This is a genomic window from Serratia sp. N21D137 (assembly GCF_047530005.1).
Classification (GTDB): Bacteria; Pseudomonadota; Gammaproteobacteria; order Enterobacterales; family Enterobacteriaceae; genus Chania; species Chania fonticola_B.
Genome location: NZ_JBLJAJ010000009.1, coordinates 22,388 through 46,523, shown reverse-complemented (window position 1 = coordinate 46,523; position 24,136 = coordinate 22,388). Strand labels below are relative to the sequence as shown.

24 protein-coding genes are annotated in these 24,136 nt (G+C 55.3%); 14 read left to right on the top strand and 10 right to left on the bottom strand.

Annotated elements, in window-relative coordinates; translation table 11 throughout:
• Window positions 1-33 precede the first annotated feature (33 nt).
• The 6 genes from ACMV5H_RS09645 (at window position 34) to ACMV5H_RS09620 (ending at window position 7,875) form a co-directional block, all read left to right on the top strand.
• Entirely contained in the window at window positions 34-930 is an 897-nt protein-coding gene (locus ACMV5H_RS09645; RefSeq protein WP_059200376.1) for a lysine exporter LysO family protein, read from the top strand.
• Between the two features lie 179 nt (window positions 931-1,109).
• Entirely contained in the window at window positions 1,110-2,759 is a 1,650-nt protein-coding gene (hcp, locus tag ACMV5H_RS09640) for a hydroxylamine reductase (protein WP_414821749.1), read from the top strand.
• 55 nt (window positions 2,760-2,814) lie between these two features.
• A complete protein-coding gene (gene hcr / locus ACMV5H_RS09635) occupies window positions 2,815-3,819 on the top strand; it encodes an NADH oxidoreductase (protein ID WP_414821748.1) in 1,005 nt (334 codons plus the stop codon).
• A gap of 124 nt (window positions 3,820-3,943) precedes the next feature.
• On the top strand, window positions 3,944-5,665 hold the full coding sequence (poxB, locus tag ACMV5H_RS09630; RefSeq protein WP_021804960.1) for a ubiquinone-dependent pyruvate dehydrogenase: 1,722 nt from the start codon (window positions 3,944-3,946) through the stop codon (window positions 5,663-5,665).
• Window positions 5,666-5,773: 108 nt separating this feature from the next.
• Window positions 5,774-6,790, top strand: coding sequence for a low-specificity L-threonine aldolase (ltaE, locus tag ACMV5H_RS09625; RefSeq protein WP_414821747.1), 1,017 nt, complete (start codon window positions 5,774-5,776; stop codon window positions 6,788-6,790).
• Between the two features lie 92 nt (window positions 6,791-6,882).
• Window positions 6,883-7,875: an MBL fold metallo-hydrolase gene (locus tag ACMV5H_RS09620; protein WP_414821746.1), complete on the top strand. Its 993-nt coding sequence runs from the start codon at window positions 6,883-6,885 to the stop codon at window positions 7,873-7,875.
• 62 nt (window positions 7,876-7,937) lie between these two features.
• Here ACMV5H_RS09620 and ACMV5H_RS09615 read toward each other — a convergent pair whose 3' ends face one another.
• Window positions 7,938-8,285, bottom strand: a complete 348-nt coding sequence (locus tag ACMV5H_RS09615) for a DUF1294 domain-containing protein (RefSeq protein WP_021804963.1) — start codon at window positions 8,283-8,285, stop codon at window positions 7,938-7,940.
• 153 nt (window positions 8,286-8,438) lie between these two features.
• Here ACMV5H_RS09615 and ACMV5H_RS09610 point away from each other — a divergent pair, with 153 nt between their 5' ends.
• Together ACMV5H_RS09610 and ACMV5H_RS09605 are read left to right on the top strand one after the other, a co-directional pair.
• Window positions 8,439-9,881, top strand: a complete 1,443-nt coding sequence (locus ACMV5H_RS09610; RefSeq protein ID WP_414821745.1) for a DUF2867 domain-containing protein — start codon at window positions 8,439-8,441, stop codon at window positions 9,879-9,881.
• A 151-nt stretch (window positions 9,882-10,032) separates the two neighbouring features.
• Window positions 10,033-11,043: an NAD-dependent epimerase/dehydratase family protein gene (locus tag ACMV5H_RS09605; RefSeq protein ID WP_037375026.1), complete on the top strand. Its 1,011-nt coding sequence runs from the start codon at window positions 10,033-10,035 to the stop codon at window positions 11,041-11,043.
• Window positions 11,044-11,253: 210 nt separating this feature from the next.
• On the opposite strand, the gene ACMV5H_RS09600 is transcribed toward ACMV5H_RS09605, so the two are convergent.
• From ACMV5H_RS09600 to ACMV5H_RS09590, 3 genes are read right to left on the bottom strand one after another with little or no spacing between them, the layout of a single operon-like run.
• Window positions 11,254-12,090 (bottom strand): N-acetylmuramoyl-L-alanine amidase, encoded by an 837-nt coding sequence (locus tag ACMV5H_RS09600; RefSeq protein ID WP_414821744.1) that lies wholly within the window; start codon window positions 12,088-12,090, stop codon window positions 11,254-11,256.
• Between the two features lie 32 nt (window positions 12,091-12,122).
• Window positions 12,123-12,395 carry a hypothetical protein gene (locus ACMV5H_RS09595; RefSeq protein WP_021804965.1) on the bottom strand — a complete coding sequence of 91 codons (273 nt, stop codon included), beginning with the start codon at window positions 12,393-12,395 and terminating at the stop codon, window positions 12,123-12,125.
• Window positions 12,396-12,427: 32 nt separating this feature from the next.
• Window positions 12,428-12,751: a heavy metal-binding domain-containing protein gene (locus ACMV5H_RS09590; RefSeq protein WP_021804966.1), complete on the bottom strand. Its 324-nt coding sequence runs from the start codon at window positions 12,749-12,751 to the stop codon at window positions 12,428-12,430.
• A 176-nt stretch (window positions 12,752-12,927) separates the two neighbouring features.
• Here ACMV5H_RS09590 and ACMV5H_RS09585 point away from each other — a divergent pair, with 176 nt between their 5' ends.
• The 6 genes from ACMV5H_RS09585 to ACMV5H_RS09560 all read left to right on the top strand — a co-directional run bounded on the left by ACMV5H_RS09585 (window position 12,928) and on the right by ACMV5H_RS09560 (window position 17,554).
• Window positions 12,928-13,476, top strand: coding sequence for a lipoprotein (locus ACMV5H_RS09585; RefSeq protein ID WP_021804967.1), 549 nt, complete (start codon window positions 12,928-12,930; stop codon window positions 13,474-13,476).
• A 262-nt stretch (window positions 13,477-13,738) separates the two neighbouring features.
• Window positions 13,739-14,467, top strand: a complete 729-nt coding sequence (gene artP, locus ACMV5H_RS09580) for an arginine ABC transporter ATP-binding protein ArtP (protein WP_094982923.1) — start codon at window positions 13,739-13,741, stop codon at window positions 14,465-14,467.
• 32 nt (window positions 14,468-14,499) lie between these two features.
• Window positions 14,500-15,231 (top strand): arginine ABC transporter substrate-binding protein, encoded by a 732-nt coding sequence (artJ, locus tag ACMV5H_RS09575; RefSeq protein WP_021804969.1) that lies wholly within the window; start codon window positions 14,500-14,502, stop codon window positions 15,229-15,231.
• 9 nt (window positions 15,232-15,240) lie between these two features.
• Window positions 15,241-15,957 carry an arginine ABC transporter permease ArtQ gene (gene artQ, locus ACMV5H_RS09570; protein WP_021804970.1) on the top strand — a complete coding sequence of 239 codons (717 nt, stop codon included), beginning with the start codon at window positions 15,241-15,243 and terminating at the stop codon, window positions 15,955-15,957.
• The gene (gene artM, locus ACMV5H_RS09565) at window positions 15,957-16,625 is read left to right on the top strand and encodes an arginine ABC transporter permease ArtM (protein WP_179246422.1); all 669 of its coding nucleotides are present in this window, start codon (window positions 15,957-15,959) and stop codon (window positions 16,623-16,625) included. Before artQ ends, artM begins: the two co-directional genes overlap by 1 nt.
• A 194-nt stretch (window positions 16,626-16,819) precedes the next feature.
• A complete protein-coding gene (locus ACMV5H_RS09560) occupies window positions 16,820-17,554 on the top strand; it encodes an arginine ABC transporter substrate-binding protein (protein WP_021804972.1) in 735 nt (244 codons plus the stop codon).
• A 38-nt stretch (window positions 17,555-17,592) separates the two neighbouring features.
• Here ACMV5H_RS09560 and rlmC read toward each other — a convergent pair whose 3' ends face one another.
• The 6 genes from rlmC to ACMV5H_RS09530 all read right to left on the bottom strand — a co-directional run bounded on the left by rlmC (window position 17,593) and on the right by ACMV5H_RS09530 (window position 24,033).
• Window positions 17,593-18,720 carry a 23S rRNA (uracil(747)-C(5))-methyltransferase RlmC gene (rlmC, locus tag ACMV5H_RS09555; RefSeq protein WP_115159625.1) on the bottom strand — a complete coding sequence of 376 codons (1,128 nt, stop codon included), beginning with the start codon at window positions 18,718-18,720 and terminating at the stop codon, window positions 17,593-17,595.
• A 143-nt stretch (window positions 18,721-18,863) separates the two neighbouring features.
• The gene (gene potI, locus ACMV5H_RS09550) at window positions 18,864-19,709 is read right to left on the bottom strand and encodes a putrescine ABC transporter permease PotI (protein ID WP_021804974.1); all 846 of its coding nucleotides are present in this window, start codon (window positions 19,707-19,709) and stop codon (window positions 18,864-18,866) included.
• A complete protein-coding gene (gene potH, locus ACMV5H_RS09545) occupies window positions 19,706-20,668 on the bottom strand; it encodes a putrescine ABC transporter permease PotH (protein WP_115159624.1) in 963 nt (320 codons plus the stop codon). Before potH ends, potI begins: the two co-directional genes overlap by 4 nt.
• A 24-nt stretch (window positions 20,669-20,692) precedes the next feature.
• Window positions 20,693-21,826: a putrescine ABC transporter ATP-binding subunit PotG gene (potG, locus tag ACMV5H_RS09540; RefSeq protein ID WP_179253099.1), complete on the bottom strand. Its 1,134-nt coding sequence runs from the start codon at window positions 21,824-21,826 to the stop codon at window positions 20,693-20,695.
• A gap of 222 nt (window positions 21,827-22,048) precedes the next feature.
• Window positions 22,049-23,158 carry a spermidine/putrescine ABC transporter substrate-binding protein PotF gene (gene potF / locus ACMV5H_RS09535; RefSeq protein ID WP_021804977.1) on the bottom strand — a complete coding sequence of 370 codons (1,110 nt, stop codon included), beginning with the start codon at window positions 23,156-23,158 and terminating at the stop codon, window positions 22,049-22,051.
• A gap of 395 nt (window positions 23,159-23,553) precedes the next feature.
• Complete coding sequence (locus ACMV5H_RS09530; RefSeq protein WP_223538117.1) at window positions 23,554-24,033, bottom strand: YbjN domain-containing protein; 480 nt, start codon at window positions 24,031-24,033, stop codon at window positions 23,554-23,556.
• Between the last annotated feature and the right edge of the window lie 103 nt (window positions 24,034-24,136).

Below are 24,136 nucleotides of genomic sequence, written 5' to 3'. Positions count from 1 at the left end.
GTATTATCCCAACTTAAAGGACGCTAGTTTCACATGTATTCAGGACTGCTGATTATACTGATACCGCTGATTGTCGGTTATCTTGTCCCCTTGCGTAGCGTCACCCTGATCCGGGCCATTAACCGGCTGCTGAGCTGGATGGTGTATGTGATCCTGTTCATTATGGGGATCAGCCTGGCATTCCTGGAAAACCTCAGCAGCAACCTGATGCTGATCTTTCAGTACACCCTGGTGTTTTTTCTGTGCATTTTCTGCGCCAATCTTCTGTGGTTATCGCTGTTTGAACGCCGCCGCCCCTGGCACAGTACTCACAAGCAAGAAACATTGCCTTCACGCCTGCATATGGCGTTGGAATCCCTGAAGCTCTGTGGAGTGGTGGTGGGTGGCTTTGCCTTGGGACTCACCCAGTGGCACTGGCTGCAATTTGCTGGCCAAGGCAGTGAATATGCCCTGCTGTTTCTGTTGCTTCTGGTGGGCGCACAGTTACGCAACAGTGGGATGACGCTACGCCAGATTGCCCTCAATCGCCGTGGCATGATGGTCGCCGTGGTGGTGGCGCTCAGTTCGCTGGCGGGTGGTGCAGTGGCCGCACTGCTGCTGGGGTTGCCGCTGAAAGCCGGTTTGGCGATGGCTTCGGGTTTTGGCTGGTACTCCCTTTCCGGCATCCTGATCACCGACGCCTATGGCCCAGTGATGGGCAGCGCCGCCTTCTTCAACGATCTGGCTCGTGAGCTGGTGGCAATAATGCTGCTCCCTACGCTGGTGCGCCGTAGTCGCTCCTCTGCGTTAGGTTTATGTGGTGCCACTTCGATGGATTTCACCCTGCCGGTTCTGCAACGCAGCGGCGGGATAGAAATGGTGCCTCCCGCCATCGTGCACGGATTCTTGCTGAGCCTGTTGGCTCCGGTGTTAATCGCCCTGTTCTCCTGACGCCCACGGGCGCGGCTCGCCGCGCCTGCTGTCAAAGCGTAATAATTCCCATCCGCACGCCAACTTGTTCTAAATCAAACTTTGTTAAAGTTGTATCACAAAAGCCTTTTTAAGGTTGCGTCATCGATCTATGCTTCAAAACAAGCATTATAAATGCAACTTTAAAAAAGGAAGCGATTATGTTCTGTGTGCAATGTGAACAAACCATCCGGACACCGGCAGGTAACGGCTGCTCCTACGCTCAAGGGATGTGCGGCAAAACGGCAGAAACCTCCGACCTGCAGGATCTGTTGATAGCGGCGCTGCAAGGGCTCTCTGCCTGGGCCTTGCAGGCGCGTGCATTGGGTATTATCGATCATGATGTCGACAGTTTCTCCCCACGCGCCTTCTTCTCTACGCTGACCAACGTTAACTTCGATTCCGAACGCATTATCGGCTATGCACGTGACACCATTGCCCTGCGTGACTCGCTGGCGGTTCGCTGCCGCCTGCTCGATGCCAGTGTGCAGGTCGATCACCCACTGGCCCAGTTGCAACTGGCCGGCAACGATATGCCTGCGCTGTTGCAACAGGCTGCGCAGTTTGCCCTCAATAAAGATAAAGCCGAGGTAGGCGACGATATCCACGGCCTGCGGATGCTGTGCCTGTACGGCCTGAAAGGGGCCGCCGCCTATATGGAACATGCCCATGTGCTGGGCCAGTTCGACAACCAGATCTATGCCGATTACCACGCCTTCATGGCCTGGCTGGGTACCCAACCGAGCGATCTGGACACCCTGCTGAACAACTCGATGGCCATCGGCAAAATGAACTTCAGCGTGATGGCTATTCTGGATCGCGGCGAAACCGGTGCCTTTGGCGACCCACAGCCGACCACGGTCAACGTGCGCCCGGTGGCGGGCAAGGCGATCCTGATCTCCGGACACGACCTGAAAGATCTGCGCTTGCTGCTGGAACAGACCGCAGGCACCGGCGTCAACGTGTATACCCACGGCGAAATGTTACCGGCCCATGGCTATCCAGAGCTGAAAAAATTCCCGCACCTGGTGGGTAACTACGGCAGTGGCTGGCAAAATCAGCAGACCGAATTTGCCAAATTCCCGGGTTCGATCGTCATGACCTCCAACTGCATTATCGATCCGAACGTCGGCAACTATGGCGATCGCATCTGGACGCGCAGCATCGTTGGCTGGCCTGGTGTCAACCATCTGGAAGGGGATGATTTCAGCACCGTGATCGCTCAAGCTCAGCAGTTGGCTGGCTTCCCTTACAGCGAAATCGAACAACTGATCACCGTCGGTTTTGGCCGCCAGGTACTGCTCGGCGCCGCCGATACCGTGGTTGATCTGGTAGTACAGAAAAAACTGCGCCACGTATTTCTGGTGGGTGGCTGTGACGGCAGCCGTGACGAACGCAGCTATTTCACCGATTTTGCCCGCAGCGTGCCGCAAGATTGCCTGATCATGACGCTGGGGTGCGGTAAATACCGCTTCAACAAGCTGGACTTCGGCACGCTGGAAGGGCTACCGCGCCTGCTGGACGTTGGCCAATGTAACGATGCCTACTCCGCCGTGATGCTGGCGGTCAAACTCGCCGAGAAAGTCGGTGGCACGGTCAACGATCTGCCGCTCAGCCTGGTGCTGTCGTGGTTCGAGCAGAAAGCGATCGTCATTCTGCTGACGCTGCTGTCGCTAGGGGTGAAAAATATCGTCACCGGCCCAAGCGCCCCGGCCTTCCTGACCGACAATCTGTTGGCGGTGCTGAATGAAAAATTCGGCCTGCGTTCGGTCACCACCGTAGAGCAGGATATGCAAACCCTTCTCGGCTAAGGCCGTTGTTCCGGGGCTGCCCATCGCGGCGGCCCCGTTTGTTTTGAGGTGCCCCATGAGCCAACCCAGCCCACTTTGCCCCAACCCGATGCAGGTGCACTCGCTGCAACAGGAAACCGCCGACGTCTGGACGCTGAACCTGATCAATAACGACTTTTATCCTTATCAGCCCGGTCAGTTTGCATTGGTCAGCATTCGCGACAGTGCAGACACGCTGCGAGCCTATACCCTCTCCTCTTCGCCCGGCCTGAGTCCTTTTATCAGCATCAGCGTACGTTGTCTGGCGGATGGCCTCGGCTCACGCTGGCTGACGAAAGAGGTCAAACCTGGCCAAACGCTCTGGTTATCAGACGCCCAGGGAGAATTCAGCTGCGTGCAACACCCCAGCGATCGCTACCTGATGCTGGCTGCCGGCTGTGGCGTCACGCCGATCATGTCGATGTGCCGCTGGCTGGTGGTGAACAAGCCGCAATGCGATATCCGGGTGATCTTTAACGTCCGCACCCCGGCCGATGTGATTTTTGCCGCACAGTGGCAACGGCTATGCGCCGCCCATCCGCAATTGCAACTGACATTGATGGCAGAGCAGGATGCGCAGCCCGGCTTCCTGTCTGGCCGCATCAATGAACAGGTGCTGCAACAGGCCGCGCCGGACATCAGCTCACGCATCGTGATGACTTGCGGCCCTGCCCCTTACATGCAACAGGTTGAGCAGCTTTGTCTGGCGCTCGGTGTCCCCGCTGCCAACTTCCATCAGGAACAGTTCCACACCTCGGCAAAGCTGGATGATGGGAAAAACGAACAATTAACATTGCGCATCGGTCAGCCGCTGCGTGAATTCCGCGTACCGGTCGGCAGCACCTTGCTCGCCGCTTTAGAAGCCCATAAATTACCGGTCAATGCCGCCTGCCGGGCTGGCGTTTGCGGCTCGTGCAAAACCCGTATTATCGACGGCCAATACACCACCACCAGCACCATGACGTTAACCCCGGCGGAAATCGAGCAGGGTTACGTGCTAGCCTGTAGCTGCCAGCTACAAAGTGACGTCACCCTCGCCTGAAGCTTTGCCCCATCTTCCCGATGGGGCACATATCGGTAAGCGTATTCCCTGATGCCCTTCTACACTTTCTGTTTGCCTTTAATCGGGCGAGTACCCCTCATTTTGGATAATGACTGGAGGAACTATGAAGCAAACAGTAGCCACGCTGATCGCCAAAACGTTGGAACAGGCCGGGGTAAAACGGATCTGGGGCGTCACCGGCGATTCGCTCAACGGCCTGAGTGACAGCCTGCACCGGATGGGAACCATCGCCTGGATGGGCACCCGCCACGAAGAAGTCGCCGCCTTTGCCGCCGGTGCCGAAGCGCAGCTCACCGGCCAACTGGCGGTCTGCGCAGGCTCCTGCGGCCCGGGCAACCTGCACCTGATCAACGGCCTGTTCGATTGCCACCGCAATCACGTCCCGGTGCTGGCTATCGCCGCCCATATTCCTTCCAGCGAGATCGGCAGCGGCTACTTCCAGGAGACTCACCCGCAAGAGCTGTTCCGCGAATGCAGCCACTACTGCGAGCTGGTGTCCAATCCAGAGCAACTGCCGCGAGTGCTTGAGATCGCCATGCGCAAAGCGATCCTCAACCGGGGTGTCTCAGTGATCGTGCTGCCGGGGGATGTCGCTCTGCAAATGGCCCCAGAAGATGCCAGCCTGGTGTGGCATACGCCTGCGCACCCACTGATGCAGCCACCGATGAGCGAACTACAAAAGCTGGCAGAAACGCTGAACAGCGCCAAAAATATCACCCTGATGTGCGGCAGCGGTTGCGCCGGATCGCATGACGAAGTCGTCAAACTGGCCGAACTGCTGCAGGCCCCGATTGTGCACGCCCTACGCGGTAAAGAGCACATCGAATGGGATAACCCTTACAGCGTCGGCATGACCGGGCTGATCGGTTTTTCCTCCGGCTACCACGCCATGATGAACGCGGATACCTTGGTGCTGCTAGGCACTCAGTTCCCTTATCGGGCGTTTTATCCTGGCAATGCCAATATCATTCAGATTGATATCAACCCCGGCAGCATCGGCGCCCATTGCCCGGTCAATATGGCTCTGATGGGCGATATCAAAACGACGCTCAGCGCCTTGCTGCCGCAATTGCAAGCCAAGAGCGACCGCAAATTCCTGGATAAGGCGCTGGAACATTACCGGGAAGCGCGTAAAGATCTCGACGGATTGGCTACAGCTAACGATGACCAGCCGATCCACCCACAATATCTGGCACAGCAAATCAGCAACTCAGCCACGGATGACGCCATCTTCACCTGCGATGTCGGCACGCCGACGGTGTGGGCAGCTCGGTATTTGAAAATGAACGGCAAACGCCGCCTGCTCGGTTCGTTCAACCATGGCTCAATGGCCAACGCCATGCCGCAGGCGATTGGTGCCCAGGCCACCGAACCGGATAAGCAAGTGATCGCCATGTGCGGTGACGGTGGCTTCACCATGCTGATGGGGGATTTTCTGTCGCTGGCGCAGTTGCAGCTGCCGGTCAAGGTGGTGGTATTCAATAACAGCGTGCTGGGCTTTGTGGCAATGGAGATGAAGGCCGGTGGCTACCTTACCGACGGCACCGATCTGCACAACCCGGATTTTGCCGCTATCGCCAATGCGGCAGGCATCAAAGGCATTCGGGTAGAAAAGGCCTCCGAGCTGGACGCGGCATTGCAGGAAATGCTGGCCCATCCTGGCCCGGCCTTGCTCGACGTGGTCACGGCCAAACAAGAGCTGGCGATGCCGCCGCAGATTAAATTCGAACAGGCTAAAGGGTTCAGCCTGTATATGCTGCGCGCCATCATCAATGGCCGGGGTGATGAAGTTGTCGAACTGGCTAAAACCAACTGGCTGCGTTAATCGCTTCTGGGGGCAATGAAGTTGGTTGTCCCCTGCATTTTCCGCTTTTGCCCCGCGCTAATCCGGTTATGATGAAAGCCACTTCCTCATCAGCTACCAAGGACCCGTATGCTTATCGATTTACGCAGTGACACCGTTACCCAACCTAGCGCAGAGATGCGCACCGCCATGGCGCAGGCTGACGTCGGCGACGACGTGTATGGCGACGATCCCACCGTCAACGCCCTCCAGGCTGAAGCGGTCAGACTCTCTGGTAAAGAGGCGGCATTATTCCTGCCTACCGGCACCCAGGCCAACCTGGTAGCCCTGCTGAGCCATTGCCAGCGTGGTGAGGAATATATCGTTGGCCAGCAGGCGCATAACTACAAATATGAAGCCGGTGGTGCCGCCGTACTGGGCAGCATTCAGCCACAACCAATCGAAGCCAATCCCGATGGCACGCTGCCGTTAGATAAAGTCGCCGCCGCCATCAAGCCTGATGATATTCACTTCGCCAAGACTCGTCTGCTAAGCCTGGAAAACACCATCAGCGGCCGCGTGCTGCCGCTGGAATATCTGCAACAGGCCTGGCAGTTCACTCGTGAGCACAAACTGGCTCTGCACATTGACGGCGCGCGCATTTTCAACGCGGCGGTGGCACTTAACGTACCGCTGAAAACCCTCGCCCAGTATTGCGACACCTTCACCATTTGTCTGTCAAAAGGCCTGGGTGCACCGGTTGGCTCCCTGCTATGCGGTAGCAAAGAGTTTATTCAACGTGCCAACCGCTGGCGCAAGATGACCGGTGGCGGAATGCGCCAGGCCGGTATTCTGGCGGCGGCCGGGCTCTATGCGCTGGAGCACAACGTCGAGCGGCTGAAAGAAGATCATGACAACGCCAAATGGCTCGAACAACAGCTACGTGACATTGGCGTAGATATTGCCGAACCGGGCGCACAAACCAACGTGCTGTACCTGCGCCAATCCCCGGAGCTGGCGGCCAAGCTCGGCCCCTGGATGCGCGAACGTGGTGTGTTGATCAGCGCCGGGCCGTTAACCCGTATCCTGACGCATCTGAACGTTAGCCGCCAGGATCTGCAAAAAGTCGTCGACCTATGGCAGGAGTTATTGCAGCAGCACGCTTGATTTTTTTGCAGTAACACCGGGAGGCCCCGCTTCCCGGTTCTCGCCAAACCCGTTATCTCAGCCTAGTTTCAAAACCTGAAGGGATATCATCTATGAGTCATAAATTGCGCCAGACGTTATTAGCTCTCACCCTCGCTAGCAGTGGAATGATGTTTACCTTGCCAGCCAGCGCCGCCTCAGCGCCGGCCCAACAGCAGACACAGGCTCCCGGCTATTACCGCATGATGTTGGGTAACCTGGAGGTGACAGCGCTGTATGACGGTTATACCCACCTTGCGACCAAGCTGTTCCACGGCGTCAGCGAGCCGGATATGCAAAAGCTGTTCGCCCGCATGTTTACCGACAGTAAGTCAGGCATACAGACTGCGGTTAACGCTTTTCTGGTGAATACTGGTACGCATCTGGTTTTGGTCGATGCCGGTACCTCGCAGTGTTTTGGACCAACCTTGGGGGCTATCAAAAACAACCTGCGCGCGGCAGGTTATCAGCCAGAGCAGGTTGATATGATATTGCTGACGCATCTGCACCCCGATCACGCCTGCGGCATCACCGATCAGGGCAAAGCCGCCTTCCCTAACGCTACTGTCTATGCCTCCAAGGCCGATGGCGATTATTGGCTGAGTAAAAAGATAGCGTCCAAAGCCCCGAAAGACGCGCAGCCGATGTTCAAAATGGCCCAGGACGCAGTGGCCCCTTATGTCGAACAGGGCAAGCTGAAATTGTACAGCCCTGGGGAGCAGTTACTTCCTGGGTTGGAAGTGATAGCGACACCGGGCCATACGCCTGGGCATACCTCTTACCTGTTCAGCTCCGGCGGCCAGAAACTGCTGTTGTGGGGGGATATCGTCCACAGCCACTCTTTGCAGTTTGCCAAACCTGAAGTCGCGGTGGACTTTGACACGGACTCCAAACAGGCGATCGCTACCCGGCAGAAGGTGTTTGCCGATGCGGCTGAAAACAAGCTGTGGGTTGGCGGAGCGCACTTACCGTTCCCTGGCCTGGGCCACGTACGCGTCGAAGGCAAAGGTTATGCGTGGGTGCCGGTTGAATATGCACCGGTGGTCGTTGGCGAGAAGAAACCTTAACGTAGATTGTTGACAACGGGCGGCGCATGCGGCGCCCGTTTAATGACGCATAGTGCGGTAACTCAAACCACCATCCGGCCATAGAGCCAGTAACCCACAACCAGTATCAGCAGCAGGTTCAGCACTACGCTGAGAATAAAATAGGTTTTGAACGGCTGTTTCTGCGTTTTATGACGGAACATCCGTTGCCCGATAATGGCCCCTATCCAACCGCCCAGCACGCCGAACAGCAGCAGGGTGATTTCCGGCACCCGTTGCCAACTTTTGCAGGCGGCCAGCTTATCAGCTCCGTAGATCAGCAGGGTCAGCAAGTTTACCAGCAGCAACCACGTCCACAGCGGAGCGGGAAAACACAGGCTGCCAGCCAGAGCAATTAGCAGCAGCAAATAACACAGGGAATTGATTTTCATCGGGCATGGGCTCGTTGCTTGATCGCCGCGTAGTGTGAACCGCCCTCCGTGCAGATGCAACCATTGATACCCATACATAAAGTGCATTTATCCCGCTAATTTGGCATCCTGTCGTTCATGCTCACATTAACATCAATAAACTAAGGCAGCGCAATGACCTCCCAACGTATTCTGGTTCTTGGAGCCAGCGGTTATATTGGCCAACACCTGATCCCCCGTTTGACCGAGCAGGGCCACGAAATCACCGCCGCAGCACGCCGTATAGAATGGTTGGAAGAGCAAAACTGGCCGCACGTAAGCTGCCGCTACGTGGATGTCTATCGCCCAGAAACGCTAACGGCGGCGCTATGGCATATCGATGCCGTTTACTACCTGATCCACGGCATGGGCGATGGCGATGATTTTATCGAAAAGGAACGCCAGGCGGCGGAGAACCTGCGCGATGCCTTGCGAGGATCCAACGTTAAACAGGTTATTTTCCTTGGCGCACTGCAACCAGAGGGCAATAGCTCCCCCCACCTCATCGCCCGTAAACTGACCGGCGAAATCCTGCGTCAAAGCGGCATTCCCGTCACCGAATTGCGCGCCAGTATCGTGGTTGGCCCTGGTTCAGCCGCGTTCGAGATTATGCGCGATATGGTCTATAACCTGCCGATCCTGACGCCACCGCGTTGGGTGCGGTCAAAATCGTCCCCGGTCGCACTGGATAACCTGCTCACTTACCTGACCGAGCTACTGCAACATCCGGCGCAGGAAAACCGGATTTTTGACGTGGCCGGGCCGGAGTACATCAGTTACCAAACCCTGTTCGAGCGCTTTATCAAGATCAGCGGCAAAAAGCGCTGGCTGATCCCGGTGCCGCTGCCGACACGCTTTATCTCGGTATGGTTTATCAGCATGATCACGTCTGTGCCAACCTCGATTGCCAGCGCGCTCATTCAGGGGCTGAACCATGACTTACCTGCCGATGGCAAACCGCTGCAAGCCTTGATCCCACAGCCACTACAAACCTTTGATGAGGCCGTGAAGGAGACGCTACGCCGCGAAGACGAGGTGGTCGACTCTGCCGACTGGGGTTACGATCCTGAAGCCCGAGCCCGCTGGCGCCCCGGTTATGGCTTCTACCCCAAACATGCAGGCTGTGAGGTGGATACCCAGGCTTCCAGCGAAGCGCTATGGCACGTCGTGCAGCAGTTGGGTGGTAAAGAGGGATACTTCTACGCCAACATTCTGTGGCAAATCCGCGCCCGCATGGACGATATGATCGGCAACGGCGTCGTTTATGGCCGACCGGAGCGTGACACCCTGGAAATCGGCGATCTGGTCGATGGCTGGAAGGTGATCACCAAGAAGCCATTACGGCAGCTGGCATTGATGTTCGGGATGAAAGCTCCGGGGCTTGGTCGCCTGACCTTCAGCATCAAAGACCTGGGCGATCGCCGCCAACTCGATGTCCGCGCCTGGTGGCATCCTGCCGGTTTCAGCGGGCTGTTATACTGGTTTGTCATGATGCCCGCCCACCTGTTTATTTTCCGTGGCATGGCCAAACGGATCGCCCAATTGGCCGAAGAGTACGATACCCAGCGTCCTCATTAGTCGAATTCTCGATCAACCGCACAGTTTGCTGCTGCGGTTAGGTCCTTTCTCATTGCATAGCGCACAAAATCACGAAAGAATGGCACCTTATTTGCTGGGGCGCGCTAAAACGCCCTCAGCATCCTGATTTTTGGTGAGAACAGAGTGAGTTATGAAGGTATTGGTCACCGGTGCAACCAGTGGGTTAGGCCGTAACGCCGTTGAATATCTCCGCCGCCAAGGCATAAAAGTACGTGCCACCGGGCGCAATCAGGCCATGGGTTGCCTGCTGGAAAAAATGGGTGCCGAGTTCATCCATGCCGATCTCACCAACCTGATCTCTTCACAGGCCAAAGCCATGCTGGCGGATGTCGACGTGCTGTGGCACTGCTCCGGTTTCACTTCCCCATGGGGCACGGAAGAAGCCTTCGAACTGGCCAACGTCCGCGCTACCCGCCGTTTGGGGGAATGGGCTGCGGCCTACGGTGTAGAACGGTTCATTCATATTTCGTCGCCGGCGATTTACTTTGATTATCACCATCACCGCAATGTGGATGAAGACTTCCGCCCGATTCGTTATGCCAACGAGTTTGCCCGCAGCAAGGCCGCCGGAGAACAGGTGGTGCAACAGTTGGCGCTGTCCAACCCGCAAACCCATTTCACCATCCTGCGCCCACAGGGGCTATTTGGCCCACACGACAAAATCATGCTGCCGCGCCTGCTGCATATGATCAAACATTACGGCAGCCTGCTGCTACCGCGTGGCGGGGATGCACTGGTCGATATGACCTATCTGGATAATGCGGTACACGCCATGTGGCTGGCCACCGTGAAGGAAGAGACTCCTTCTGGCCGGGCCTACAACATCTCCAACCAGCAAGCCTGCACGCTACGCACCGTGCTGCAACAGCTGATCGATGAGTTGGGCATGAAGTGCCGCATCCGCTCGGTGCCCTACCCGATGCTCGATATGATGGCTCGTGGCATGGAAAAGCTGGGCAGTAAAAGCGATAAAGAACCCGTGTTGACCCATTACAGCGTCGCCAAGCTCAATTTCGATCTGACGCTGAACACCACTCGCGCACAGCAGGAACTGGGTTATCAACCCGTGGTTTCGCTTGAAGAAGGCATTAGCCGTACTGCTCGCTGGTTGAAAGAGCACGGTAATCTGCACGGGCTATAACTAACCCCTCACCCCAACCCTCTCCCACAGGGAGAGGGAGCTGTTAGTCCCTGCACATTTGGTAGTAAAAAGATAATCTCAGCAAACTCGAACGGTCCCCTTCCATACGGAGAGGGAGCTGTTAGCCCCTGCACATTTGGCAGTAAAAAGATAATCTCAGCAAACTCGAACGGTCCACTATGGGAGAGCGTGAGGGCATTTCTTTTGGCGTTAGCGCATAGCTCCGTATTTGCTTAGCAACGCCTCTATAATCGCCTCGCTTTCTGCATCTGGCTCACCGCGATAATCGCTGGGCCGGAAATGCATCTGAAACGCCGCTACCAGATTCCGCTGCTGCTTGGCATCCCATGTAGGATCAACGCCATAGCCGTAGCGCGCCAGCTTTTCCAACAGTGATGCCATCGCCACCGGCTCATGCTTATCACGGCCTGCCAGGTAACGTTCCACCTCCCGCTCATCCGGCCAGGCACCAATACCTGCCTGCGCCAGCTGTTGCCATGGGAAGAGAGGGCCAGGATCCTGTTTGCGCTGCGGGGCGATATCGCTATGCCCTACCACGTCCGTCGGTTGCAGCGCGTAACGCTGTACAATATCGCGGCTAAGTTGGATCAGTAACGCAATTTGCTCCGGCGTATAGGGCTGCCAGTCCGTCTCCAGCAAGTTACGCGTAAAGCCCTGATTGACGATTTCAATACCGATCGAGGTATCATTCAAATTGGTTCGCCCACGCCAGTTGCTGGCTCCGGCATGCCAGGCACGCATCTCTTCTGGCACCAGTTGATAGGCCAGCGGTTTCCCGTCTTGCAATGGCGGGTGGGCAGGGAGTAAATAATGGGCGCTGACGTGTTCGTCCGTCAGCGTTTTCAGCGATGAGTGAAAGTCTTCTGCGGTGTAATGCATCACCAGGAAACGAATACGCTGATCGGCCCCCGGTGCCTGATGCAGGGTTTCCAACTGATAGCTGCCGTGATCCACCAGCGTGCTGGTGGATTGCTGTTGGCAACCCGTCAAAACGCCAATGGCGGCGATCCACAACCACTTGACCACAGTATGCTCCTTTCCGCAGTGATGCGCCGCCATCAGGGGATGACCGAGTCTGGTACAGTCTCAGCCGCTTGCAAGGTTTGCATCAGCTTGCGTCTATCGTAATAACACTTGCCCCACGACGCCAGGCAGGACGCCCCTAGCGCGCCTTCAATCGAATCATAAATGGGATCGAACTCGCCACTAAAGAAACTAAACAACACCCTTCCTAGCGTGGCGGCTCCACCAATCAGCAACCAGGTCATCACCTGGGTTAGTTGGCTGATTTTCAGTTGCAGTTCACTGCTTCCCTGCTCGGTATTTTTCATTTCACTTCCTGGTTATCTCACGTTATCCCCGTTTAGCGGCTGACTTTTACCGCGGTGCCACTGACGCTGACCATCAGCATGGTGCTATCTTTACCCACGGTTTGATAATCGATATCGATGCCGACTACCGCGTTAGCCCCCAGTTCTTTGGCCTGCTCCTGCATCTCCTGAAAGGCCAGCTGACGTGCCTTGCGCAGCTCTTTCTCGTAGGCACCGGAACGGCCACCAACGATATCACGCACACCAGCAAAAAAATCGCGGAAAATATTGGCACCCAGAATCGCCTCGCCGGTAACTACGCCGCAATATTCGGTGATGGTAAACCCTTCCAGGGTGTGGGTAGTGGACAATTGCATCAAGAACTCCTTATAAAATCAAATCATTGCTGTGGTAGGACAGCTAATTTAAGCGGATGTTCTGTGGCACAATGGCACACAGCACCAATGCAAGGACCAAAAACGCCTTTATACTGTAGGCTAGTCCCGTGGTTTTCGGTCTTCATGGTTGAGAGACTTTTACATAAGGTTATGAGATGAAAACAAAAACGCTTGCTGTTGTTTTACCCTTGGCCCTGTTCTTAAGCGCCTGTACCACCGTCGAACCGGCCTTTAAGGATGTTGGCGTCCGCACTGGCGCCTGCGTGGACGGTGGCCCGGATACGGTAGCCCAGAAATTCTATGACCTGCGCATTCAGCAAGGCCCAAGCACCGCTCTGCCGGACAGCAGCCGTCTGGCACAGTTGCAGCCTTACCTGAGCCAGGTGCTGTATCAGGATCTGGTCAGTGCCGCTCAGCACCCTGGCAAACACACCATCACCGGCGATCTGTTCTCTGGCAATGCCCAGGGGCCAACCAGCGCATCGGTTGCCAGCGCCTCCACCATTCCTAACACCGATGCCAAAAACATCCCGCTGCGTGTACAGCTGACCCACCAGAAAGAAGGTGCCAACACAATCAACTGGCAGGACGAAGTGCTGATGGTCCGTGAAGGCACCTGCTGGGTAGTTGACGACATCCGCTTCCTCAACATCCCGCCGCATGCCGCCAGCGGTACGCTGCGTCAGGTTCTTGAGAACCAGTAACACCAAGATGGCAGCCGGGTGTATCACCTTCCCGGTTGCCAATTACCCCCTCAGAAATGCTCAAAATTCCATCACATTGAGAAAAATAGCTAACTATCTCACAGAGTGCGCGACAAATCCGCCATTCAGCCAGCGCTCACGGTATCTTCTGCTATTATTTAGTCATTCTGCGACGTACTAATAAATTTTAACTCACAAAGATTGCATAAGTATTCTGTGGAAGTTACCATTCCCGGCATCAATGTCTATTCAATTTCAGCGCATGAGTATTCAACTAAAAGATATCAACTGCTTTTATGGCGCACATCAGGCGCTGTTTAACATTACACTGGATTGCCCTGCCGGCGAGACTCTGGTGCTGCTTGGTCCAAGCGGCGCGGGTAAGAGTTCACTGCTGCGGGTGCTTAACCTGCTGGAAATGCCACGCTCTGGCCACCTGCAAATCGCGGGCAATCAGTTCGACTTTAAACAGTCACCGGGGGAGAAATCCATCCGCGAACTGCGCCAAAACGTGGGCATGGTGTTCCAGCAGTACAATCTCTGGCCGCATTTGACCGTGGTGCAAAACCTGATCGAAGCGCCCTGCCGCGTACTTGGCCTGACCAAGGCACAAGCGATGGCGCGTGCCGACAAGTTGCTGACCCGGTTACGCCTGACCGATTTTGCCGACCGTTTCCCACTGCATCTCTCCGGTGGCCAACAACAGCGCGTAGCTATTGCCCGTGCGCTGATGATGGAACCTCAGGTGCTGCTGTTCGATGAACCTACGGCCGCACTGGATCCGGAAATTACCGCGCAGATCGTCAGCATCATTCGCGAGTTGGCGGGCACCGGTATTACTCAGGTGATCGTCACCCATGAGGTTGAAGTCGCGCGTAAAACCGCCAGCCGCGTGGTGTATATGGAAAATGGCCATATCGTCGAACAGGGCGATGCCAGCCACTTTGCACAACCGCAAACCGTAGAGTTTGCCAATTACTTATCACACTAATAGCGATATTTGCTGTTCTCAGGGAGTTTGCGATGAAAAAACTACTAATCGCCGCCGTTCTGGCTGGCATCAGCGTTTCTGCCTCAGCAGCCGAAACTATTCGTTTCGCTACCGAAGCTTCCTACCCTCCGTTCGAATTCGTCGCGGCGGATAACAAGATCCAGGGCTTCGACGTCGATCTGGCCAACGCGCTGTGTAAAGAGATGCAGGCTGAGTGTACCTTTACCAACCAGGGCTTCGACAGCCTGATCCCAAGCCTGAAGTTCAAGCGTTTCGATGCCGTGATGGCCGGTATGGATATCACCCCTGAGCGCGAAAAGCAGGTGCTGTTCAGCAAGCCTTACTACGACAATTCGGCCCTGTTTATTGCCGAGAAAGGCAAAGTGGCCGACGTGGCCGCGCTGAAAGGCAAACGCGTTGGCGTGCAAAACGGCACCACGCACCAGAAATTCCTGACCGATAAACACCCGGAAATCACCACCGTGGGCTACGACAGCTACCAGAATGCCATTCTGGATCTGAAAAATGGCCGTGTTGATGCGGTGTTCGGCGATACCGCCGTGGTTAACGAGTGGCTGAAAGAAAACGCTGCGCTGACCGCCGTGGGCGATAAAGTGACCGATAAAGACTACTTCGGTAGCGGTCTGGGCATTGCCATGCGCCTGCAAAATACCGAACTGCAGGGCAAATTCAACGCCGCCCTGGATAAAATCAAGCAGGATGGGACTTACGAAACCATCTACAAAAAATGGTTCCAGCAGTAATCATCATCCATGAATGAAATCCAACCTTTAGCTAGCGCCGCCGGGATGACCGTCGGCCTTGCCGTTTGTGCCCTGGTCCTCGGCCTGATCCTGGCGATGCTGTTTGCCGTCTGGGAGTCATCCCGCTGGAAAGCGGTCAGTTGGCTCGGCACCGCCTGGGTGACCCTGCTGCGCGGCTTGCCAGAAATTCTGGTGGTGCTGTTTATCTACTTCGGCTCTTCACAACTGCTGATGATGCTGTCCGACGGCTTCGTCCTGAACTTCGGCCTGTTCCAGTTACCGGTGCAACTGTCCATCGACAATTTCGAAGTCAGCCCGTTCCTGTGCGGCGTTATCGCCCTGGCCCTGCTCTATTCTGCCTACGCGTCGCAAACGCTGCGTGGGGCACTGAAAGCGGTGCCACTGGGTCAGTGGGAATCCGGCCAGGCTCTCGGGCTAAGCAAGACGGCTATCTTCTTCCGCTTGATCATGCCGCAAATGTGGCGTCACGCGCTGCCGGGGCTGGGCAACCAGTGGCTTGTGCTGCTGAAAGATACCGCGCTGGTGTCGTTGATTAGCGTTAACGATTTGATGTTGCAGACCAAAAGCATTGCCACCCGCACTCAGGAGCCGTTTACCTGGTATGTGATTGCGGCAGCAATCTATTTGGTTATCACCCTGCTAAGCCAGTACATCCTTAAGCGGATCGAGCTGCGCACCACGCGTTTTGAGCGGGGGCCTGCCTGATGCTTGAATTCATCCCCGAAATCCTCAAAGGCTTGCATACCAGCCTGTCGCTGACGATCGTCGCACTGATTGTTGCCTTGCTGATGTCGCTGGTGCTGACGGTGATCCTGACGTTAAAAACCCCGGTGCTGACGCAGTTGGTGAAGGTCTACATTACGTTGTTCACCGGTACGCCGTTGCTGGTGCAGATCTTCCTGATTTACTACGGCCCTGGCCAGTTCCCGGCGATCCGTGAATATCCCTGGTTGTGGAACCTGCTGTCGCAACCCTGGCTCTGCGCGATGATTGCCTTGGCGCTGAACAGTGCGGCCTACACCACCCTGCTGTTCCATGGGGCGGTACGCGCTATCCCGGCGGGCCAGTGGCAATCCTGTGAAGCGCTGGGCATGTCACGTAAGCAAACGCTGCGTATTCTGCTGCCGTATGCCTTCAAACGTGCCTTGTCATCCTACTCCAACGAAGTGGTTCTGGTGTTCAAGAGTACTTCGCTTGCCTATACCATTACGCTGATGGAAGTGATGGGCTATAGCCAACTGATGTACGGCCGGACTTATGACGTGATGGTGTTCGGTGCCGCCGGCATTGTGTACCTGTGCGTGAATGGCCTGCTGACGTTATTGATGCGTTTGGTTGAACGCCGCGCATTGGCTTTTGAACGTCGTAATTGAAACAAGCCTCGCTGAACTAGCCCTGCCTTGTGCGGGGCTTTTTTATGACCGGAAATAATTTTCTAGTCATTTATATTGCATAGTCATTCACTAAATGGCATTGTTATCGGCATAGCCACTCACAATGCCCTTGGGGCGTTGTCAGAAAAAAAGGTGGCGAGACAACAATCAAATTTACGACAGGAGCCGTACCGATGAAAAAGCTGTTACTTGCCGCCACCCTTCTCGCCGGGATCACCTTTAACGCTGCCGCCGCAGACACCATCCGTTTCGCCTCTTCAGCGACCTACCCGCCGTTTGAATCTCTGGATGCCAATAACCAGATCGTCGGTTTTGATATCGATTTGGCCAAGGCCTTGTGCAAGCAGATGCAGGCCGACTGCACCTTTACCAACCAGGCCTTTGACAGCCTGATCGCCGCGCTGAAATTTAAAAAATATGACGCGGTGATTTCCGGTATGGACATCACACCAGAGCGTAGCAAGCAGGTAACCTTTACCCAGCCCTATTATGCCAACTCGGCTATCGTCATTGCTCAGAAAGGCAAGTTCACTACGCTGGCGGATTTGAAAGGCAAAAAGCTGGGGATGGAAAACGGCACCACGCATCAAAAATACATGCAGGACAAGCACCCGGAAATCAATACCGTGTCTTATGACAGCTACCAAAACGCCGTGCTGGAGTTGAAGAATGGCCGTATCGATGGCGTGTTCGGTGACACTGCGGTGGTTAATGAGTGGCTGAAGAATAACCCCGAACTGGCTGCCGTAGGCGAGCACGTAACCGATGCGCAGTACTTTGGCACCGGCCTGGGCATTGCCGTACGCCCGGACAATCAGGCACTACTGGCCAAGCTGAATGCTGCGCTGGATGCGATCAAGGCGGATGGGACCTACAAGGCAATCAACGATAAGTGGTTCCCACAGTAATACCCTCCGCTAGACTACTGGCCCTCACTGGAGGGCCATTATTTCCGCACCAGTAGCGTCAACACTTCGTAATGGGCAGTATGCGGGAACATATCAAATAGCTGCACGCGCTCAACTCGGTAATCCGGCAGCATCGCCAAATCCTTCGCCATACTTAACGCATTACAGCTGGAATAAAGAATATAACCCGGCGCCATGCGGTTGAGATAATCACACAGCTCGTTGCCAATCCCCCGGCGCGGCGGGTTCACCAAGACCAACTCCGGAACTTCCCCCTCAGCGGTAGCAAATCGGGTCGAATCCAGCGCCTGGAAATCCACCTGCTGCAAGCCGAGGGTTTGCGCGGACTGTTTGGCACAGGCTATCGCCTCGGCGCTGATTTCAATGCCGGTCAGCCTGGTTTGCGGCTGTGCGCAATGCAACCCGAAGCCGCCAACGCCACAGAACAGATCCCACATGCTGGCGATACCTAGCGCCCGTACCCAATCCCGTGCGGTGGCATACAGCTGGCTGGCCACCTGCGGATTGGTTTGAAAAAAGCTCTGCGGGCGAATGTATAACGGCACCTGGTTGAATCGCTCTTCCAGCGCCTGCTGTTCGGTCAGCGGGATTTCATGCTCACCTTCCATGATCGCCATGTGTACTGGCTGAATATTGGCGGCGATCACCTTCAACTGCGGCAACTGTTCTTGTAACCAAGGCAAGGCCGCACGCAGTTGCGCCAGCTTGCTTTCGGAACGCAGTACAAAGCGCAGCATCAGGCCGCCGCTGAAGGTACTTTCCGTCAGTAGTAAATATTTCAGTTCGCCACGTTTGCGCGCCACGTTATAAGGCGTTAACCCGGCGCGAGGGATAAAGTCTTTTAATACCGCGAAAATTGGAGCAAAGCTGACCGGATACAACGGGCAATCACACAGGTCTACCGGCGTGCCATCACGGTGCAACATGCCAAGCAAAGGCCGCTCAACGCTACCGCTGACCACCATTTTCGCCTTGTTACGAAATGCACTCTGTTCACCCGTCACCGGTTGCAACCACTGCGCGACATCGCGATCCGCCAGCAAGGATTGCAGATGATGTTGTTTTTCTTCCAGTTGCTGGGGATAAGGTTTTTCCAGCCACTGACAGGAACGGCAGGTGCCCGCCGAGTACAAAGCGCAATGCATGAATAGTAACCGTTAAATCAGGATGACCAATGAGGGCGCAGATTGTACCACCCAACGCGGATAAAAACTTACTTACCAGGCAGTAGAAGATAAAACGCCGCCTGGTCAGGCGGCGCTTAAAGCTCGATTAATCGTCAGCAGCATCAGCCACGAGCGGCCCTTTGCAGCTCACGCGCACGCTGTTTTTCCGCCCGCGCCATAAACCACCAGGCAATAAACCCGATGATCCCCACCACCAGCAGGATCAGCGTTGCCAAGGCGTTAATCTCCGGGTTAACCCCCATCCGCACGCTGGAGAATACCAGCATTGGCAAGGTGGTAGCCCCAGGCCCGGCCACGAAGCTGGCAATCACCAGATCGTCCAACGAGAGAGTAAACGCCAGCATCCAGCCCGAGATCAGCGCCGGGGCAATCATCGGCAAGGTGATCACGGAAAACACTTTCAGCGGCGTCGCCCCCAGATCCATCGCTGCCTCTTCGATCGAACGATCCAGCTCACGCAAGCGCGAACTGATAACGACCGACACATAGGCAGTACAGAAGGTGACGTGCGCCAGCCAGATGGTGAACATCCCGCGCTCAGAAGGCCAACCAAAGGTATGCCCCATCGCCACAAACAGCAGCAACAGCGACAAACCGGTGATCACGTCTGGCATAACCAACGGAGCGGTGAGCATAAAGGCAAACCCGGTCGACCCCCGGAAACGCCCAAAGCGCACCATCACCATCGCGGCAATGGTGCCGAGGATCACTGCCGCCGTGGCGGAAGCTGCCGCAATGGTCAAGCTCAGGCCAACCGCGCTGATCATCGCCGAATCATGGAACAGTTCGATATACCAACGGAACGACCAACCCGCCCATACGGTAACCAGCTTGGAGCTGTTGAACGAGTAGATCACCAGCATCAGCATCGGTGCGTACAGGAAGGTGAAACCAACCACCAGAATCGCTATGCGCCACGGTGAGCGCACTACCGGCAAGTTATTCATCCCTGCCCTCCCATTTCCTTGTTCTGGTGCTTGTGGAACCAGAGAATAGGTACAATCAGCAACAGCAGCATCACGGTAGCAACCGCCGAGGCAACCGGCCAGTCACGGTTATTGAAGAACTCCTGCCAGAGCACGCGGCCAATCATGATGCTGTCTGGCCCGCCGAGCAGTTCCGGGATCACAAACTCCCCCACCGCCGGGATAAACACCAGCATCGAGCCGGCAATAATACCGCCACGGGTTAACGGCATGATCACGCTGAAGAAGGTTTTCAACGGCTTGGCCCCCAGATCCAGAGAGGCTTCAACCAGCGAGTAATCAAGGCGCGTCAGCGCGGTATAAATTGGCAACACCATAAACGGCAGATAGGAATAAACGATGCCGATATACACCGCCAGATTGGTATGCAGGATCACCAATGGCTGATCGATTACCCCCAGCCACATCAGGAAGTTGTTCAACACCCCGTTGTTCTTCAGTATCCCCATCCAGGCATACACGCGGATCAGGAATGACGTCCAGGAAGGCAGGATCACCAACAGCAGCAGGATGTTGCGGGTCGACGGTTTACTGTGCGCCACCGCCCACGCCAGCGGATAGCCGATCAGCAGGCAGCACAGCGTTGAAACCGCCGCGATCTGCAAGGATTGCAGATAGGCATCGATGTATAACGGGTCATCGGTCAGTTGCAGGTAGTTGGCAAAGTTCAGCGCAATATCGAGTTTGCCGTCTGCCCAACTCATCAGATCGGTATAAGGCGGTACCGCCAAAGCCAGCTCAGACAGACTGATCTTGAACACGATCAGGAACGGCAGCATAAACAGTAGCAGCAACCACAGCAGCGGCAGCGCGATCACCAGTTTGCGGCCATGGGCCATCTGCAAACGTTGGATAAACGCCTTAATCGGGCCGGGTACTCTTGCCGGAGGCTCCGGCGAACGTTCAGAAAGCAATGTCATGACAGTTACTCCTCACTTTCTCAACTACACCGTCAGAACCACACAGCTGTCGGTATCCCAACACAGGCGCACTTCATCACCCCAGGTCGGCATGCCTTTGCGGAAGCGATGGCCGTTCTGCAACTGCGCACTGATCATCTGCCCGCTAAGCAACTTCACGTGGTAGATCGACAGATCGCCTAGATAGGCGATGTTCACTACCTCACCCACCGCAAAGTTGCAGCCGTCTTCCGGCACGTCCTCACACAACATGATCTTTTCCGGGCGCAGAGCGACCTGAATAGGTACACCGTCTACCACCGATGAATCAGGATCGACCTTAAGCGCATGCCGTAAACCCGGACTTTGCAGGATCAATGCATCGTCCCGCCGCTCCTGCAACACGCAATCGAACACGTTGACCGAACCGATAAACTCGGCGCTGAAACGGCTGTTCGGGTGCTCATAGATCTCTTCCGGCTCACCGATTTGCACAAACTTGCCGCGGTTCATGATGGCGATACGGCCAGCCATGGTCATCGCTTCTTCCTGATCGTGGGTGACCATGACGCAGGTCGCGCCCACGCGCTCCAGGATATCGACCACTTCCAGCTGCATGCGATCGCGCAGTTTTTTATCCAGCGCGCCCATCGGTTCGTCCAGCAGCAACAGCTTTGGTCGTTTTGCCAGGCTACGTGCCAGTGCCACACGCTGGCGTTGCCCACCGGAGAGCTGGTGCGGCTTACGCTTGGCGTATTCCTGCATATGCACCAAGGTAAGCATTTCGGTGACACGCTCGTTGATTTCCGCGCGCGGCATTTTGTCCTGCTTGAGGCCAAACGCGATGTTCTGCTCCACCGTCATATGGGGGAACAGCGCATAGGACTGGAACATCATATTGACCGGGCGTTGGTATGGCGGCACGTGGGACATGTCCTGACCGTCGAGGACAATTTGCCCTTCCGTCGGCTGTTCAAAACCGGCCAACATGCGCAGCAACGTCGATTTTCCACAGCCAGAAGGCCCCAACAGCGCAAAGATTTCGCCCTTGTAGATCGTCAGGCTGACGTCTTCTACCGCATTCTGGCCGTCAAAGGTTTTGGTGAGGTTACGGATTTCCAGCAGAGGGGTGAACACCTTCTGCGATTTGGCTAGCGGACGAGGGATAACGTCGTTCAATCGGGGTGCTCTCCGGCTAAAGCAGTACGAACAACCACAGCAATTGCCATGGCCCAAAATGGCAATGCAGGCGGGTTAATCCCGCCAGCTTGTCAATACCCTATGGATTTCGAGCTGCAGCTAGGCAACAAGCTTACTCATCCCCCGGAGCTTACTTTTGGGTAAGTGACTGGGGTGAGTAAGTGCAGTTAACAACGCTGCAGCTTGAAAGACTACGGGTATTTACTTCCCGCTTTTAACTTTAGTCCATGCCCGCGTAACTACACGGTCAAGTTTTGGCGACTGTACGTTCAGCGTATACAGTTTGGCACGAATATCTGCCGGTGGGTAAACGTTCGGGTTATCACGCACCTCGGCATTCACCAGCGGCGTGGCGTCTTTTACCGCGTTGGCATAAAACACGTGGTTGCTGATATCCGCGATCACTTCTGGCTTGAGCAGGAAGTTCAGGAATTGGTAGGCCGCATCTTTGTTTTTGGCATCGGCTGGCATCGCAAACATGTCAAAGTAGGTCAGCGCCCCTTCTTTTGGAATGGAGTAGGCCACATTGACGCCGTTTTTGGCTTCCTTGGCACGGTTGGCAGCCTGCATGATATCGCCAGACCAGCCAATGGCCACGCAAATATCCCCGTTAGCCAGATCGTTGATGTACTGGGACGAGTGGAAATAGCGGATATTCGGGCGCAGCTTCATCAATAAATCGTTGGCCGCACCGGTGTAATCTTCCGCACTGGTGCTGTTAGGATCTTTGCCCAGATAGTGCAAAACGGTGGCATAGACTTCGCTTGGCGCATCCAGGAAGGAGACACCACAGCTTTTGAGCTTCTCCAGGTTTTCTGGCTTGAGGATCAGATCCCAGCTATCGACCGGGGCATCTTTACCCAGCACCGCTTTGACCTTATCGACGTTATAGCCAATGCCGGTGGTCACCATCATGTAAGGGATACCGTACTTATTCTCCTTGTCGTTATGTGCAACCAGTTGCAGCATCTCGGGATCAAGGTTTTTGTAATTAGGTATCTTGCTCTTGTCCAGCGCTTCAAAAATACCGGCTTTGGACTGGCGCTCAAGGAAGTTGGAGGAAGGAACCACCAAGTCATAACCGGTGCTGCCCGCCATCAGTTTGCCTTCCAGAACCTCGTTGGAATCAAAGACGTCATACACCACTTTGATGCCGGTTTCTTTCTGGAATTTGGCCAGGGTATCCGGCGCAATGTAGTCGGACCAATTGTAGATGTGCAGCGTATTGTCTGCGGCCGACGCGGTGAGGCAAGCCGTCATCAGCAAGCCGCCAACCACACCCGATAACCACTTTTTACGTTGGGTGACCATCCGTAACTTCCTCCAAAACAAGGGGTAAATTTGTATCCTGAAAGGATACAACGCCTTTGATTAGCCGAGCGCAATCGTTGCGATCGCGAGTGAATAGCTATGCAGTTGATTGCATGCGATTTTCTCACCTGCCAGCCCACGAGGTCACAAACAGGAGCGTGAGCCTTTAGCAAGATCAGCAGCATAACCGGAGTTGCCAGACGGTGCCAGCCTCCAGGGTAAAAAACGCCGTTTATCGATTAATTATGCACGGGTGCTGTATGTGATGCGGTAATAACGGCCTAAAAGACGATAAATATCTGGCAATCAGGGGAGATACGCAGGATATCTGTTTGTGGGGAAAAGTTCGGGCTGCGTGCCGCCAGATCTGCGGCACACATAATGTACAGCGAAGATTAATGCAGCATCGGTTGGCTGGCTACGGTAGCCGGGTTCTCTTCTTCATCACCCATAAACAGCAGATCGTTCGCCCTGGCTTCCAGGATCACCATCGAGATCTGTTCTTCGCCCTGTTGCATAAAGTGGGCAAACTGCTCATGGGCCACGCCCACGGCAATGCTCAAAGACTGGCAAACGATCAGCTTTGGCAAGTTATCGTCTTGTATATCAACAAAGGCCTTGATGGTCAGCGAGCTGGCATTGATTTGACTGAGATCGGCCACCAGCGGGATCAGTGCGGTTGGCTTGACTTCGGCCAACGCTGAAAACAGGATCACATTATCCACCAGATCGAGCTTGGCATCGAATACGCCGTCAAAGTTTTGCATGTGCGGCAGGTGTAACGCCTGGCAAGAGTCACATTCAAAAAACGAGATCCCCAACTGATCCAACCAACGTCGTAATAACGCTAAATCGGGGACGATGAGTGAATCCATAAATTACCAGCCTCACAGGGTTCAAAGACATGAAAAGGCGCATAGCTTACGGAATATTCAATCGAGATGCCACGATCAAAGCCGCTTAATTCACTAATGCGGC